Raw genomic sequence first — 15,161 nt, forward strand, 5'->3', positions numbered from 1 at the left:
GGGACCGGGGCAGTCGTCACTCCGCGGCAATGCAGTAGAGCCGGTCCTGCCGGTCCGCCCCCCGGCCGCTCGCCGATCGAATCAGCAACGCGTCTCCGACGACCGCCGGGCTGGCGTAGGACTCCTCGCCGAGTTGGTTCTCCGCCAGTTTTTCGAAGCTGTCCGGCGTGGCGCGGTAGACGGTGGTGACGCCGGCGACGCTGGTTTGCAGGATTCGCAGGTCGTCGCCCGTGCCCACCGCCACCGGCGAGGCCCGGAACAGCGGTTTGGGGATGCGGGTCTGCCACATCACGTCGCCGTTCCCGGCGTCGTAGCACCAGGAGCGGCCGTCGTCGCCGGTCATGTACACGAAGTCGCCGAGGATCAGCGGGCTCGGGACGTAGGCTTTGTCGCGGTTCCGCCAGGCGACCGTGGGCTCGGTCTCCCCGTCCCGCGGCGGGAAGACGGCCAGGGTTTCGGAGCCGGGGTACCCGCCGGAAGCGAGGACCACGGGTCGTTGTTCGCCGTCAACGGTCGCCATGCCGCAGACCGGGGAGCCGGCCACGGTCTCGGTCACGCCGTCCACCGACCACAGCAGCGATCCGTCCGCCGGATCGTAGGCGTCGAGGGCGCCGTTCCCGGCCATGACGAGAGTGTCCTGGCCGTTCAGCGTGGCGATCAGCGGGGTGCCGTAGGTGTCCTGCGGCTCGCGTGGCGTCCGCCAACGCACCTGCCCGGTCTCCCGGTCCAGCGCCACGAGGTAGCCGGGACCGAGGTTGTCGCCGGCGACGATCACGACGGAGCCGTACAGCACGGGACTCGCCCCGTAGCCGTGCTTCATCTCGAACGCTCCGACCCGTTCCTCCCCCCACAGCCTTTCCCCGTCGACCGTCCACGCCGAGGCCCAGAGCGCCCCGTCGTGCAGCTGCGAGACGAACACGACCCCGTCGCCGACCGCCGGCGTCGTGGAGGCGTGCGTCCCCTCGTTGTGCATCTGGCGGAGCGGCAGCGACCCGGTCGCCACCTCGCGCTGCCAGAGGGGCTCCCCGCTGTTCAGGTCGTAGGCGAGCAGGAGTTGCGTTTGCGTCTCCTCATCCGCGGAGGTGAGGAAGACGCGGTCGCCCGAGACGACCGGGGAGGAGTTGCCGCGGCCGGGGACGTCGGCGACCCAGCGGACGTTCTTTTCGTCGCTCCACTCGATTGGCGGATTCGTACCGACGCCGATGCCGATCCGGTTCGGACCGCGGAACTGCGGCCAGCCCATCTCCGCCGTCGGCACGGCCGGCGCCGCGGGGTCGAACGGACGAGCCGCGACGTCGACGGCGGCGCCCTCGGACGGGGCCACCGGGCCGCCGGTCTCGTCGACGGACACCGGCGCTACCGGCTCGCCCCCCGGCCCGCAGCCGAGGCTGAAAATCATGCTGAGCGCGACGGCGGAGAGCGGGCGGGACGTCGGGAACATACGGCACCGGGAGCGGAACGATCGGCGAGGAGATCCTATCCGCGTCGGTCCGTCGGCCCCAAGGCGTCCCCGAATCCCCCGACCGCGCTTGCCGCGTTGGGCCGGAGCGGTCACCGTTCGCTCCCGCGCTCAAACCGCCCGACCCGCCATGGATGCCGAAGACCAGTTCCCGCCCTTCAAGACCCTGACCCGTCCGCAGCGGCGGGTGATCGGCACGCTGATCGAAAAGGGCCTCACCACGCCCGGCTCCTATCCGCTGACGCTCAAGGCGGTGGTGACCGGCTGCAATCAAACGTCCAATCGTGAGCCGATCACGAACTACTCCGAGGGCGCGGCGCTGGAAACGCTGGACGACCTCGCCGCGCTCGGCCTCGCGGCGGAGGTGCACACTGCGGGCGGGCGGGCGGCGAAGTACCGGCACCTCGTCCGCAAACGGCTGACGATCACCGAGCCGCAGATCGCCGTGCTGGCCGAACTGATGCTCCGCGGTCGGCAGTCGCTGGGCGAACTGCGGGCGCGGGCGTCGCGGATGGTGCCCATTGCCTCGCTGGAAGACCTTCGCGAGGCGCTGGACGGTTTGATGGAGATGGGCTTCGTCTCCGCCGACGGCCCGCTGGAGCGCCGCGGGGCGACCGTCGATCACGCCCTCTACCCGCCGAACGAGGCCCCGCCCGCCGCCCCGGCCGCGAGCCCCGCCGCCGCGGCGAGCCCGGGATCGGCCCGCCCGGCGTCGGCGGGGCCCGCCGTCGACCCCGAGGAACTGGCCGCCCTGAAAGAGGCGAACGAAGAACTCCGCACGGAACTGGCCGAACTGACCGATCGCGTCGGCCAGCTCGCGGACGCCTTGGATGATCTGCGGCGGGACCTCGGCGTCACCTGACCCAGGCGAGCGGGGGAGCTAGGGGGTGAATCGACCCGCTGCGCCCGCGAAAACGTCGCGGACGCCGTAGGATGAAGTGATCCTCGCCTCACGTCCGGTTCCGCATGCCCCGTTTCGCCCGCCCCCCCGCCCGCCCGGCGCTGTTCGCCGCCCTCGTCTCCGCGGGCCTGCTCGCCGGGTGCGGCGACTCCGGGGAGGAACCGGCGCCCGCCGTCGGCCCGGAGGCACCGCCCACCGCCGCGGGCGCCGACCCCGCGGGACCGCAGGCCGACCCCGCGGGACCGCAGGCCGACGGCGCGCAGGCTGGGGGGCCGCAGGCCGCCGAGGAACCGATCTCCCCCTACGGCACGTTTCGCCTGCTCACCCCGCGGCAGGGGCAGGTCTCGAACTTCGGTTCGCTGACGATCGCCGCGGGGGACGGCACGCCGACCCTCAAGAAGTTCGAACCGACGGAGCAGTTCCGGACCCTCAAACCGAACGTGACCCTGGGCGAAGCGAACGCGGAGGCCGTCTCCTTCACCATCAAGGGGGAGGGCAACGACGAGTCGTCGCTGACGTTCGAGGGCAAGCCGGTGCCCGGTGCGGTCGTCGGGACGCTGCATGACGAAAGCGGCAACGCCGTGACCCCCGCGGTGCTGGCTCCGCTGCCGGCCGGCGAACCGAACCCCGGTCCCGCGGCGTTCGCTGACCCCGGCTTCCAGCAGACCGTGCAGGCGATCGGCGCGGTCAGCCAGTCGGTCGCCGGCCTGACGCCGGTCGCCAAGCAGCGGCCGTACGCCCCGGCGTTCTTCGCCCTCTACCCAGCTGCCGTCGCCTCCGAGGCTCAGCAGGACAGGGCGCCGGAAGCGATCAAAGCTCTCGCCGCCGACTATGCCGCCTTCGCCGCCAACTGGGGCGAATGGGCCAAGGCCGACGCCCGCCGGACCTCCGGAGCGATCCTGCTGGGCCTGCCGAAGTACCGGGAGATCGCGGATGCCGAACTCGCCGCGGCCGTCGAGGCCCTGCCGGAGTCCGCCCCCGAAGGCACGGCGGAGCGTTGGCGGACGCAGTTCGACGCTCTGCGGACGGAGGCGGATCGGCGTATGGATCAGCAGGCCCTCTCGAATCGCATCGAAGAGGCGATGCAACTCGCCGCCACTGACTCCGAGGCCGGGCTGTCGGCGTTGCGGACCATTCGTGAGGAGCGGCCGGAGGTGCCGGCAACGCTCTACCGGCTGGCGGAGGGGCTGTACCGCTTCGGCGGCGACGCCGGTCGGGAGGAACTGCGCACGCTGCGGGACGCGGAGCCGCTCGATCCGGTGCTCGTCTTCCTACTCGCCGAGGCCGAGCGGCGGGCCGGCAACGCCGACGAAGCCCGCACCCTGTTCGCCGAGGCGGCCGCGATCCCCAATGGGCCGTACCTCATCCAACCGCTGCTCCAGCGGCCGGAGTTGGCGAAGGAACTGAAGCAGCCTCGCGAGCGTCTGAACGAGGATCTGGAGGACCCGCAGGCGGTCACCGACCTGCTCGCCGAGACCTACCGCCGGCTGGCAAAGGGCTTTGCGGGGGAGGACCGGCCGGCGGACGAATCGAACCGGACCGTGCTGGTCGAGCTGTTCACCGGCTCCCTATGCCCGCCCTGCGTCGCGGCGGACGTGGCGACGACCGCGCTGACCGAAACGTTTCCCTCCGAAGACCTACTGGTCATGCAGTATCACCTGCACATCCCCGGCCCCGACCCGCTGACGAACGCCGACACCGTCGCCCGCGGCGCCGCCGTCGAGGTGCAGGGCACGCCGACGCTGCAGATTGACGGCGCCCAACCGGAGTTCACCGTGGGCGGCCCGATCGGCTCCGCGGCCCAGACGTACGACGCGCTCGTCGAGGCGGTGGAGCAACGCCGGTCCGAACCCGCCGGGGCCTCCGTGTCGATCAAAACGACGGCCGACGGCGACCGCTTCACCGCGGAGGTCTCCGCCGAGCGGGAGGAGCCGTTCACCCCGGACCACCGCCTGCACGTTGCCGTCGTGGAGGACGACGTCGTCTACGGCGCCCCCAACGGCGTGCGGACCCATGAGATGCTGGTGCGGTCGCTGCCGACCGGCGCCACTGGCGCGAGGCCGGACGGCGAGGGCGGGTTGAGCTACCGATTGGAATCGTCCGTCTCCGATCTGCGGGACGAACTGAGGGCGTACCTCGTGGGCTACGAACAGGATCACGACGGCCGTCGCTTCCCGGAGAAGCCGCTGCAACTGACCCAGCTCAGCGTCGTCGCCTGGGTGGAGGACACGACCGACGGTCGCGTGCTGCAATCGAGCTTCGCCGCCCTCGGCGAATTCCCCCCGCCGCCCGCGGAGGAAGAGGGCGAGACCGACGCCGACGCCGCTCCCCCAGCCGAAACGCCCCCGGCCGACGCTGGGGCGGCGGCGATGCCGGCTCAGCCCGCCCCGTCCGCGAACGATGCGGCCCCGGTTGCGGAGGCCGATTCGACACCGGAGAACGACGAAGGCGAGGCGAAGCCCGACGCGGCGACCGCACCGTCCAGCGATGCGGAAGGCGATGCGGAGATGACGCCGGAGCCCGCTGAGCCGACGGAGGAAGAACCGGCCCCGACGGCGGACGAAGAGAACGAGGGTTCCGAGGACGAACCGTCCGCCTGACGGCGGAGCGGAGGCGTCAGCGGTTTGAACGGAAGCTGGGTCGGTTCGGGGGGCCGCCCTCCTCCGGCCGGCCGTTGCCGTTCGGCGGCCCGTCCCCGCGCTCCTCCGGCCGGCGGTCCGGCGGGCGGCGATCGCCGTTGCCGCGGCGGCCGAAGCGGCGGGAGCCGAAGCTCAGGTCGCGAAGTCGATCCGCCAGTTCGAAGGCCCGCACGGCAGCCTCCCGCTCCTCTTCGGAGAGTCCGGCGACCGTCTCGTCCGGCCCCTCGGGGGGCGAGCGGACCAGTCGCTCGGCCAGTTCCTCCCTGGCGGCGCCGCCGGCGGCTCGGACGGCGTCGCGGTCCGGCAGGGAGGTGAGCAGCGGGAGCAAACGCTCCCCGTTCGGCCCACCGACGCGTTCGGTCCAGGCTTTCCGCAACGCCCGGGAAAGAATGCCGACCAACTGACCGCGGGCGAACTGGGCGGCGAACTCCCCGCCCGGACCCGTCCCCCCGAGCCAGCGGTCCAACCCCGGCAGTCCGCGGGCGGTCAGGCGGGCGTCCAGTTCGGTCAGCAGGGTGTCCGGCAGCCACTCCTCCGGCGGGCGGGGCCGTAGCGAACCGCGGGTCGTGGCGGCGGACTCGAGCACCCGAAACAGCCGTTCCGGACGCGGCGCCGCGAGCGGGTCGTCGCCCGTCAGCCGGGACAAACTGCTGCGCTCCGCCAGCAGGACGATCAGTTCCTCCTCGATCAGATCGACCCGGGGCCAGTCCGCCGCGGAACGTTCGCCGGGCGCCCGGTTGAAAAAGTCGCTGAATCCCTCCGGCGGCGGGGGGATCGAACGGTAGCCGTCGATCACGCGTCGCAGCAGCACGACCCGCTCCGCGGGGGTGTCCGCCGACTCGACCGCTGCCCGCTCCGCCGGGGTGAGGCGGACGAGGACGGCCCGCAGGCGGTCGAGCGTCTGGTTCAGATCGCCGGCGGGGCCGTCCGCCTCCAGCCGGGCGTGCAGGGACCGCAGGCGCTCGCGTTCCGCCTCGGGCAGATCGAGAAACGCTTCGTGCCGGTCCCGTAGGGCGGCGCGCTCTTCCGCGGTCAGGGCTTCAATGCGGGCGCGGCTGGCGGCGTCCGCATCCTGACCCTGTGCCGGGACGGCGGCGGCCGCGAGGAGCAGCGCCGCCGCGGCGACGCCGGGGGCGAGGGGGCGGCGGATCATTCCGGCGACGCGGGGGCTTCGGGGTCGAGGTCCGGCGGCAGGTCGATCAGCACGCCGGAGCGGTTCAGTTCCTGCAGGAACGTTTCGCTCTGGGCGTCGCGCAGCCGGGGCAGGTCGCGGAGGACGGGTTCGTCCCGCACGAGGGCGTCACTGGCGCCAGGAGCCCATTCGGCGGCGGCGAGGTAGCCGACCGTCGCCGCCCCCGCGAGCCCCGCCGCCCACAGCGCCAGCAGGCCGGCCCCCCGGGCGACGTGCACCGCGGCCCGGTCCGACAGCGGCACGCTCTCGTCCAGGGAGCGGGCCGCCGCGAGGGTGCGTTCGGTGAACTCCCGGTCCGGGTCCGCGGCGGGGAGCAGATCCAGCAGGTCCCAGGTGCGGGTGAGCATCTCCACCTCGTTCCGCGCGACGGGGCTGCTGGCGAGCGCCTTGCCGATGCGCTCGCTGGCCGCGCCCTCCAATTCGCCGTCGAGGTACGCGACGAGATCGTCGCGGTCTTCGGCGGTCAGGCGGGCGATCTGGGACATGGCGGGGGGCGGGGCGGTCGTCGGTCCCTTCAAAGGAGCGGCCGGCGGGGAAGGCTCGGGGAAAGGCGGGGGGCGGGGACGATCACTTCACGTACGGTTCCAGCTTGGAACGCAGGTTCTCGCGGGCCCGGGCCAGCAGGCTTTTCACGGCGGCGGGGGACAGTTCCATCGTCTCGGCGATGTCCGCGTAGGGCATGCCCTCAAAGCGGTGCAGCAGCACGGCGAGCTTCTGCCGATCGGAGAGCGTGTCCAGCGCCTCGCGGACCTTCTCCCGCAATTCGTCCTTGGCGAAGAGCCGGCTGGGCATCAGACCGCTTTTCTCGACGGCCATCTGCTCGTGGGTGCCGGTCGCGGAGCCCACCTTCGGATCGACCCGGATCTCCTTCTTCCGGCCCAGCCCGCGGCGGGCGTTGCTGGCGAGGTTGTGGGCGATGCGGTACAGCCAGGTGCTGAACTTCGCCGTCGGCACATAGCCGGTGCGGGCCCGGTAGACCCGTAGGAAGGCCTCCTGCGACAGGTCCTCCGCGAGGCTGCGGTCACCGACGAGGTGGGTGAACACCGTCACCAACCGGGCCTGGAACTTCTCCACCAGCTCCGCGAAGGCGGCCTCGTCCCCGTCGCGGACCTGCAACATCAGTTGCACGTTCGGGTCGCGGAGGGCCGACGGGCTGGCCGCCTCGCCGGACGTCGGCAGGGGGACGGTGCGACCGGCCGCGGACTCGGCCGCGGAACGACGGGCGGCGGTCGGGGCGACGTCCGGCACGCGGCGGGGGAGCGGGCGGTGAACGGGGAGACCGGGAAAGCGGCGGCGGGCGGTGGACCCCGCCGGCAGGGTCCGGCAGTGTACCGGCCCCGCGGCAGGAACCGATACCATCGGCGCCCCGCGCCCGTTTCGGCCGACCCGCCCCGCCCCGCACGCCCCCCTTCTTCGTGACGTTACCCTCGCTGCCGACCTGCTATTGCACGAACGTGCACCCCGGCCGCAGCGTCGCCGAGGTTTTGGACGGGTTGGAACAGTTCGCCGTCCCGGTGCGGGACCGTCTCGCCGCCGCGGGGGCCGGTCCGCTGGCGGTGGGACTGTGGTTCGCCGCGCCCGTCGCCGAGGTGCTGACCGAAGACGCCGGCGCTCTCGCCCGCATCGCCGCGTTCCTGCGGGAGCGCGACCTGACCTGCTACACGCTCAACGCCTTTCCCTTCGGCGACTTCCACCGGGACGCCGTCAAGGCGGACGTGTACCTGCCGGATTGGACGGACCCGCTGCGTCTCGCCTACACCGGGCGGTGTGCGGCGCTGCTTGCGGCGTTGCTGCCGGAGGGGCGGGAGGGCAGCGTCTCCACGCTGCCGCTGGGCAGCGCCCTGAACGGCGAACTGCCGGCCGACTTCGAGCGGCGCTGCATCGACCACCTGCTGGCCCTCGCCCGGGAACTGGACGAACTGCACGACCGCACCGGCCGGGTCGTCCGACTGGCGATCGAGCCCGAACCGTTCTGCGTGCTGGAGACGACCGCGGAGACGATCGCCTTCTTCGACCGCCTGCGAACCGCCGCGGACGAAGCCGGCTGCGGGGCGGCCGCCCGCACGCATCTGGGCGTGTGCTACGACGTCTGCCATCAGGCGGTGGAGTTCGAAGCCGCCGCCGAGGTCGTCGCGGCGTTCGAGGCCGCGGACGTGCGGATCAATAAGGTGCAGCTCTCCTGCGCCGTCGAGCTGCCGGACCCCGCCGACGCCGACGCCCGGGCGGCGCTGGTGCGGTATGCGGAGCCGCGGTATCTGCACCAAACCTTCGCCGCCGTCCGAGACGGCGACTCCTGGGCGGTGCGGGGGCGGGCGGCGGACATCGCCCCGGAGTTCGCCGACGCCGCTCCGCCGGAGTTCTTCGCCGCAGACGCCTGGCGAACCCACTTCCACGTGCCCATCAGCCGGACGGACCTCGGCCCGCTGAACACCACTCGGCCGGAGCTGGCCGCCGCCCTGTCCGCGGTCGCGGGGCTGCCGTACGCCCCGCACCTGGAGGTCGAGACCTACACCTGGCCGGTGTTGCCCGGGGCGACGCCGACGCCGGAGGAACAGATCGAAGGCATCGCTGCGGAACTGCTCGCCGCGGCCGCGATCGCCGCAACCACTGTCCAGAACGACGGGGCGGCGTGACGACGCCGGCGCCTCCCAAAGCCCCGGCCGCCCCGGCTGCAAGGACCCGGGCCAGCCCCTCCAAGCCGCTGCCGTGGAAGGCGGCGGCGGTGGCGATCCTGCTGTCGATTCTCTGGGGCGGCACCCCGGCGAGCATTCGCGTCGCGGGGGACAGCGTGCCGCCGCTGTTCGGGGCGGCGATCCGGTTCTGGCTGGCCAGCCTGTTCATGCTGGGCTGGTGCGCCGCCCGCGGCGAGCGGCTGTGGCCGCGGCGGCACGAGTGGCGGCCCTGCGGCCTGCTGGGGCTGTTTCTGTTCGTGCAGATCGCCCTCTACCACACCGGCGTGGCGGCGACGAACGCCTCGCACGCGGCGCTGTTCATCAACACGTTCGTGTTCTGGACCGCGGTCATCGAGCACTTCGTCTCCCGCGACGACCGCCTCACCGGTCTGCGATGGGCGGGGCTGGCCGTCGCGGCGACGGGCGTCTGCACCGTGCTGTTCACCGCCGGGCAGACTGTCTCCGGCGGCGGCACCCCGGCGACCTTGCGGGGGGACTTCATCGTCGCGTTCTCCGGCTTCCTGCTGGGGGCGAAGATCGTGGTGACGAAGCGCACGACGAAACGCGTCCCCCCCGGCACGCTGATTTTGTGGCACGACATCCTTGGGGCCTCGCTGCTGTTGGCGCTGGCGGCGGCCGTGGAGACCTTCGAGCCGGCCCGCCTGACGACGGAGGCCGTGCTGGCGCTGCTTTATCAGGGATTACTCGTCGGCGGGTTCTGCTTCGGGGCCCAGACGGCGCTGCTGGAACGCTACTCGGCCAGCCGGGTGACGGCCTTCAACGCGGCGACGCCGGTGTGGGGCGTGGCGATCGCCGTGCTAATGCTGGGCGATCCGCTGTCGCCGTGGCTGTTCGTGGCGGCGGGGGCCGTGGCGACCGGTATCGTGCTGATCAACCGACGCCCCCGCGGTGCGACGGTTCGTCGCCCTCTTCGAGAGGGCGGCTAACGCCGGAGGGCGTTCGGGCGTACACTCCGCACGACCCTCACGGACGGACCCGGCGGAGCCCACGGCGTGCAAATCAGTTGGCAGCCCGAACCGTTCGCCGCGTTCGGCCCCAATCCTTTCGCCGCCCCGGGGCCGTCTGCCCCGCTGCACGTCGTCGAGGCGAAGCGGAAAAAGGAGCTCAAGGAGCGGATGCGGCTCGCCTGCCCGCGACGTCCGGGCGTCTACGGCATGGTCGACGCCGCCGGCCGGCTGATCTACGTCGGCAAGTCGAAGTCCCTCCGCACCCGTCTGCTGAGCTACTTCGGCAAGAGCGCCGAGGGGGAGAAGGCGGCGAAAATCATCCGCGAAACCCGCACACTGGTGTGGGAGGAGACCGGCACGGACTTCGCCAGCCTGCTCCGCGAACTTCAACTGATCCGCACCTGGCGGCCCCGCTGGAACGTGAAGGACCAGCCCCGCAGCCGACGGCCGCGATACCTGTGCGTCGGTCGCGGCCCGGCCCGCTGCGTGTTCGTCACCACGACTCCGCCGAAGGACGCGGTCGCCTTCGGCCCCTTCCGCGGCCGGGCGACGCTGACCGCCGCCGCGGAGGCGTTGAATCTGCATTACGGTCTGCGGGACTGCACCGGCAAGGTCACGCTGCACTGGGCCGATCAGGCGGAGTTGTTCCCCACGCAGAAGCGCCCCGGCTGCCTGCGGATTGATCTGGGCACCTGCCTCGGCCCCTGCGCCGGGGCCTGCACGCGGAAGGCCTACGCTGAGCGGGAAGAGGCCTGTCTGCGGTGGCTCCGCGGCCTGAGCGCCGCAGCCGACGGCCCGGACCCCGCCGGAGTGCTCGCCGAGCGGATGGCTCGCGCCGCCCGGGAGATGCGGTTCGAAACCGCCGCCAAACTGCGGGACGCCGCCACCGCGGTCGAATGGCTGGCCACGAAGCTGCACGATTTGCGGACCGTGCGGGAGACGTTTCACTTTGTCTATCCCACTGTCGCGGGGCGAGGTACGGAGCAGAATCGCGACGCCGGCGGCCCGGAAGACGGGCGGCGGCTGTGGTACCTCATCGAACGGGGTCACGTCGCCGCCGTGGTGCACGACCCCGTCGCCGACCGCCGCCGCCGCAAGCCCGCCGAGCGGCTGCTGGCGGCTTGGGTGGACGACGGCCGGTTGCTCCCCCGCCACCACATTCCCCCGCACCCGACGGTCAACCTGACCGGGCATTGGTTCCGCACCAAACCGGCGGAACTCGAAGGCGTGATGACGCCCGCGGAGGCGCTGGAGGCCTGTCGCAGCGGCTTCCGGCCGGAGCGAAAAGCGGCCGAGGTCGCGGCGTAGTCGGTTGCGAGCGGGCGGAGCGGCCGGGCAGAGTGTCCGGCCCACTCGCCCGTTTCGGAATCCGCCGATGCTCTCCGCCCTGCTGTTCGCCGCCCTCGCCGCCGGCCCCGAACCGGTCGACGCCGCAAACGCGCCGCCGCTGAAACGCGACGCCGCCCCGGCGGAGACGTTGCTGGGTCAGCCGCGGGCGTTCCTCGCCGCCTTCGAAGGCTCTGAGCCCGCCGCGGCCTTCGCCCCGACGGACAAGAAGGCGTGGACGGTCAAGCAGCAGTCGAACGGCAACAGCGTCTACGCCCTGACCGTCCGCGTCAGCGACTACAAGCCGCCGGTCCGCAGCCCGCACAACATCGCGCTGGTGGAAGACGTCCAGCTTGCGGAGACGATCATCGACGTCGACTTTCAAAGCACGATGACTGACTACGGCCACCGTTCGCTCTGCCTGTTCTTCAATTATCAGGACCCGTCGCACTTCTATTACGTGCACTTCGGCAAGGAGGCGGACCCGCACGCCAATCAGATCTTCGTGGTGAACGACAAGCCGCGGCTGGCGATCTCCAAGACGACCACCGACGGCACCCCCTGGGATGCCGAGTGGCACCACGCCCGCGTCGTGCGGAAGCCGGCGACAGGCGAGATCAGCGTCTACTTCGACGACATGGAGACCCCGGCGATGACCGCCGTCGACAAAACCTTCATGCACGGGCAGGTCGGCATCGGGTCGTTCGACGACTCGGGGGCCTTCGACAATCTCGCCGTCTACGGCACGCCCGCCGAGGACGCGGCGGCCGAGTGAACGACGCGGACCTCCCCGCATTCCGGACCGCGATCCTGGATTGGTACGCCGCCCACGGCCGCGATCTGCCGTGGCGGCGGACGGCCAACCCGTATCCGATCTGGGTCAGCGAGGTGATGCTCCAGCAGACGACCGTCGCGGCGGTCGTCCCCTATTGGGAGCGGTTCCTCGCCGCCTTCCCCACCGTTGAGGCGTTAGCCGCAGCCCCCGAAGTCGCGGTGCTGCGTCTGTGGGAGGGTCTGGGCTACTACAGCCGTGCCCGCAACCTGCACGCCGCGGCGAAGGCGATCGTCGTCCGGGGCAGTTGGCCGCGGACGGTGGAGGGCCTGCGGGAGCTGCCGGGCGTCGGTCGCTACACCGCGGGAGCCGTCGCCAGTTTCGCGTTCGATCAGCCGGCGCCGATCGTGGAGGCCAACACCCTCCGCCTGTTCGCCCGGCTGATCGGCCTGCGGGACGATCCCCGCTCCGCCGCCGGACAGGCGGCGTTGTGGGGCTTCGCCGAACGTCTCGTCGCGGCTCCGACAGAGGAGGCCCGGCCGTCCACGCTCAATCAGGCGGTGATGGAGCTGGGCGGAACCGTCTGCACGCCGAAGGAACCACGGTGCGGCGCCTGCCCCGTGAGCCGGTGGTGCGTCGCGTTTGCTCTGAACGCTCAAGACGTGATCCCGCCGCCGAAGGCGCGGCCGACGATCACGAACGTCACCGAGGCGACCATCGCCGTCCGGCGGGCGGACGGGGCGGTGCTGATCCGGCAGCGGGAGGAGGGCGAACGCTGGGCCGGTCTGTGGGATTTCCCCCGGTTCGAGCCGCCGGCGGAACTGACGGCCGACGTGCCGCCGCTCGACGGGCGGCAACGCTCGTTGCCGCTGGGCGACGACCTCGGGCCGCTTCAACAGTGGTTGTCTGAAGCGGTCCGGGAACAGACCGGCGTCCGCTGCACGGTGGGGGCGGGGGCGCTGGAGATTCGGCACGGGGTGACCCGGTTCCGCATCCGCCTGCTGTGCTTCCTGGGCGAACGCACCGGCGGCCGGCTGCGGTCGCGGGCGGCGCTGCGGTGGGCGAGGCCGGCGGACCTGACGGACGTACCGCTGTCGAAGACGGGACGACAGTTCGCGCAGCGGCTGGCCGATCTGTCGGTGGAGGGCGGAGCGCCGTAGAATGACTGCCGCCGTCCACCCGCCCTTTGGGGACCCCATGTCCGAAGTCCCGCCGATTCGCGAAGACGAATCGCCGGCGGAGACGCCGCGGTCGCGGTGGGCGACGGCGCTGGCAGTTCTCGGGCTGGGCACGGCGGAAGGCGCCGGCGGGTTGGGGGTCTCCCTCGCGGTCCACGGCGGCGTGCTGCTGGCGATGGCCCTCTGGGCAATCGACCTGCACGGCACCGGCAGCGGGCTGATGCTCTCCGTCACGCCGGGCACGGAGGAGTCGGCGGAGATCGAACTGATCGACACCCAGTGGGACAAATCCGGCGGCAGCCCGCTGCAGATCACCGCCCCGCCGCTGGAGCTCTTCGCCGAGGACGCTCCGGGGATGGAGGTCGAGGTGCTGACCGCCTCCGCCGGCGGCGTCTCCGAGGGAACCGGCGCCGGCACAGGGGAGGGCGACGGCGACGGGGACGGCGCCAACCCGGAAACAATCCAGCTGCCCGGCGGGGGCACGGCGATCCGCAAAGGGAGCTTCACCGTCTGGACGGTCCCCCCAGACCCCCGGCCGATGCAGGACTACGCGATCGTGATCGAAGTCGATCTGCCGGAGAAACTGCGGCTGCGTCGCTACCCGAAGCACGACCTGTACGGGATGGTGAAGGGCACCGACGACTTCCTGATGCGTCTGCCAGGCAACTCCCTGGCGGACCGCCGGGGGTTCCTGCCGATCCGCGACGGTAAGGTGCAATTCGTGGTCGGCATCCCCGGGGCCGAGAGCCTCGTCAAGGACCGCATCACGGTCGGCAGCAAGCTGCTGAACGAATCCCAGACGCTGGAACTTGTGTTCTGACCCCCGCCCCCGCCGGAGCCGGTGATGTTGAAGATCGAAGACGACGCCGAACGGTTCGACCTCCGCGACGAAGCTCCGGACGACACCCGGCCGGACGTCGAGGAGACGTTGGAACATCTCCGCGAGACCCTGACGCACGACCTGCTCGTGCGGGCCTACGTCTCCGCCCACGGCGAATCGCCGACGGTCGATGAGGCCGAGGCGTACCGCGAGGTTCTCGTCGGCGAGGCCTACAACGCCGGCATCTCCGACTGGAACGAACCTGGCGTCGACGAATTCCTCGACTGGGACTGAGCCCTTCAACGCCGCCCCCGGCCCGACGCTCTACGTCGCCAATTTCGACTTCGACGACCGGCTGGCGAAGCCGTCGCTGACGACGTTGCCGAAGAACCTACGAGCAATCAACGAACGTCTCGCCGCAACGCTGTCCGACCTTTGCGGCACCGCCGACACGATCGTTCTGCCGGGGGAGCCGATTCGAGACTCGGAGCGGTACGACCGGATCGTTCCTTGGGGCGTGGAGCCTCACACGCTGCGGTGGCTCGCGGAGAACGGCGTGCGGCCCCAAGTGATAGCCTCGCTGCCGGATTCAACGGCGGCGCGGGCCGTCAACTCCCGTCGTTGGCAGTGGGAGACGGAACAGGCGCTTGGTCTCATCGCCGGCGAGGTCGTCCTGTGCGAATTGCTCGACGATCTCGCTGCGGTGCTCGACGCCCTCGCGAAATATCCACGTGGTTGGGTGTTGAAGGCGGAGCACGGCGGCAGCGGCCGCGGGCTGAGGTTCGGCATGGGGCCGTTCTCAGAGGCGGACGCCAAATGGGCGCACGGCGTCTTTCAACGCGGACTGTGCGTGACAGCGGAGCCGCGGGACGATCGCGCCCGCGAATACAGTGCCCACCTCACGATCCGCGACGACAGCGTCACGTTCGACGGTGTCTGCTTTCTCCACAGCACGCCGACCGGGCGATTTCGCAGTGCCGAACCCCTCTCGCGACTGTCCCCGGCGCTGCTTGATGCCGTGCCGATCTGGACCGCCGTCGGGGAACGCGCCCGCGAATCGGGTTATCGTGGCCCAATGGGGGTCGACGCCGCCGCCGCGTGGGGCGTGGTGGAGCGCCCCGTCCGCGACGTGAACGCCCGCTGGACGATGGGGCGGATCGCGCTCGCCACCGGGCGGGAGGTGCGCAATCCGTAAATCACTTCTAACGCAGTGGCCCCGCGGGGCCTCTGCGTT

14 protein-coding genes are annotated in these 15,161 nt (G+C 71.7%); 10 read left to right on the forward strand and 4 right to left on the reverse strand.

Translation table 11 applies throughout. The features are described 5' to 3' along the window. Positions 1-16: 16 nt before the first annotated feature. Positions 17-1,441 carry an outer membrane protein assembly factor BamB family protein gene (locus CA12_RS17750; protein WP_145360331.1) on the reverse strand — a complete coding sequence of 475 codons (1,425 nt, stop codon included), beginning with the start codon at positions 1,439-1,441 and terminating at the stop codon, positions 17-19. 148 nt (positions 1,442-1,589) lie between these two features. Between CA12_RS17750 and CA12_RS17755 the strand changes: the two genes are divergently transcribed. Both CA12_RS17755 and CA12_RS17760 read left to right on the forward strand, forming a co-directional pair. Next, the gene (locus tag CA12_RS17755) at positions 1,590-2,321 is read left to right on the forward strand and encodes a DUF480 domain-containing protein (RefSeq protein WP_145360332.1); all 732 of its coding nucleotides are present in this window, start codon (positions 1,590-1,592) and stop codon (positions 2,319-2,321) included. A gap of 104 nt (positions 2,322-2,425) precedes the next feature. Beyond that, positions 2,426-4,960 carry a hypothetical protein gene (locus CA12_RS17760; RefSeq protein WP_145360333.1) on the forward strand — a complete coding sequence of 845 codons (2,535 nt, stop codon included), beginning with the start codon at positions 2,426-2,428 and terminating at the stop codon, positions 4,958-4,960. Positions 4,961-4,976: 16 nt separating this feature from the next. On the opposite strand, the gene CA12_RS17765 is transcribed toward CA12_RS17760, so the two are convergent. The 3 genes from CA12_RS17765 to CA12_RS17775 form a co-directional block, all read right to left on the reverse strand. Next, positions 4,977-6,152, reverse strand: a complete 1,176-nt coding sequence (locus tag CA12_RS17765; protein WP_145360334.1) for a hypothetical protein — start codon at positions 6,150-6,152, stop codon at positions 4,977-4,979. Further along, positions 6,149-6,676 (reverse strand): anti-sigma factor, encoded by a 528-nt coding sequence (locus CA12_RS17770; protein ID WP_145360335.1) that lies wholly within the window; start codon positions 6,674-6,676, stop codon positions 6,149-6,151. Before CA12_RS17770 ends, CA12_RS17765 begins: the two co-directional genes overlap by 4 nt. An 82-nt stretch (positions 6,677-6,758) precedes the next feature. Further along, on the reverse strand, positions 6,759-7,439 hold the full coding sequence (locus CA12_RS17775) for an RNA polymerase sigma factor (protein ID WP_242688002.1): 681 nt from the start codon (positions 7,437-7,439) through the stop codon (positions 6,759-6,761). A gap of 167 nt (positions 7,440-7,606) precedes the next feature. Between CA12_RS17775 and eboE the strand changes: the two genes are divergently transcribed. The 8 genes from eboE to CA12_RS17815 all read left to right on the forward strand — a co-directional run bounded on the left by eboE (position 7,607) and on the right by CA12_RS17815 (position 15,122). Beyond that, positions 7,607-8,824, forward strand: a complete 1,218-nt coding sequence (gene eboE, locus CA12_RS17780; RefSeq protein ID WP_145360336.1) for a metabolite traffic protein EboE — start codon at positions 7,607-7,609, stop codon at positions 8,822-8,824. After that, complete coding sequence (locus tag CA12_RS17785; protein ID WP_145360337.1) at positions 8,821-9,810, forward strand: DMT family transporter; 990 nt, start codon at positions 8,821-8,823, stop codon at positions 9,808-9,810. The genes eboE and CA12_RS17785 overlap by 4 nt, the downstream gene beginning before the upstream one ends. Positions 9,811-9,876: 66 nt before the next feature. Then, positions 9,877-11,139, forward strand: a complete 1,263-nt coding sequence (locus CA12_RS17790; RefSeq protein WP_145360338.1) for a GIY-YIG nuclease family protein — start codon at positions 9,877-9,879, stop codon at positions 11,137-11,139. Between the two features lie 67 nt (positions 11,140-11,206). Further along, complete coding sequence (locus tag CA12_RS17795) at positions 11,207-11,932, forward strand: hypothetical protein (RefSeq protein WP_145360339.1); 726 nt, start codon at positions 11,207-11,209, stop codon at positions 11,930-11,932. Then, entirely contained in the window at positions 11,929-13,089 is a 1,161-nt protein-coding gene (mutY, locus tag CA12_RS17800; RefSeq protein WP_145360340.1) for an A/G-specific adenine glycosylase, read from the forward strand. The genes CA12_RS17795 and mutY overlap by 4 nt, the downstream gene beginning before the upstream one ends. A 1-nt stretch (position 13,090) precedes the next feature. Beyond that, positions 13,091-13,927, forward strand: a complete 837-nt coding sequence (locus CA12_RS17805; protein ID WP_145360341.1) for a 3'-5' exonuclease family protein — start codon at positions 13,091-13,093, stop codon at positions 13,925-13,927. A gap of 24 nt (positions 13,928-13,951) precedes the next feature. Further along, positions 13,952-14,221 (forward strand): hypothetical protein, encoded by a 270-nt coding sequence (locus CA12_RS17810; protein ID WP_145360342.1) that lies wholly within the window; start codon positions 13,952-13,954, stop codon positions 14,219-14,221. 85 nt (positions 14,222-14,306) lie between these two features. Continuing rightward, positions 14,307-15,122 carry a hypothetical protein gene (locus CA12_RS17815; RefSeq protein WP_145360343.1) on the forward strand — a complete coding sequence of 272 codons (816 nt, stop codon included), beginning with the start codon at positions 14,307-14,309 and terminating at the stop codon, positions 15,120-15,122. Positions 15,123-15,161: the final 39 nt, after the last annotated feature.

The sequence above is a fragment of the Alienimonas californiensis genome (assembly GCF_007743815.1).
Classification (GTDB): Bacteria; Planctomycetota; Planctomycetia; order Planctomycetales; family Planctomycetaceae; genus Alienimonas; species Alienimonas californiensis.

Excerpts from the sequence above, each read along its gene's own strand:
- CA12_RS17810 (WP_145360342.1), top strand. The coding sequence starts at position 13,952 with ATGTTGAAGATCGAAGACGACGCCGAACGGTTCGACCTCCGCGACGAA.
- CA12_RS17750 (WP_145360331.1), bottom strand. The coding sequence starts at position 1,441 with ATGTTCCCGACGTCCCGCCCGCTCTCCGCCGTCGCGCTCAGCATGATT.
- CA12_RS17770 (WP_145360335.1), bottom strand. The coding sequence starts at position 6,676 with ATGTCCCAGATCGCCCGCCTGACCGCCGAAGACCGCGACGATCTCGTC.
- CA12_RS17760 (WP_145360333.1), top strand. The coding sequence starts at position 2,426 with ATGCCCCGTTTCGCCCGCCCCCCCGCCCGCCCGGCGCTGTTCGCCGCC.
- CA12_RS17795 (WP_145360339.1), top strand. The coding sequence starts at position 11,207 with ATGCTCTCCGCCCTGCTGTTCGCCGCCCTCGCCGCCGGCCCCGAACCG.
- CA12_RS17805 (WP_145360341.1), top strand. The coding sequence starts at position 13,091 with ATGACTGCCGCCGTCCACCCGCCCTTTGGGGACCCCATGTCCGAAGTC.
- CA12_RS17755 (WP_145360332.1), top strand. The coding sequence starts at position 1,590 with ATGGATGCCGAAGACCAGTTCCCGCCCTTCAAGACCCTGACCCGTCCG.
- CA12_RS17765 (WP_145360334.1), bottom strand. The coding sequence starts at position 6,152 with ATGATCCGCCGCCCCCTCGCCCCCGGCGTCGCCGCGGCGGCGCTGCTC.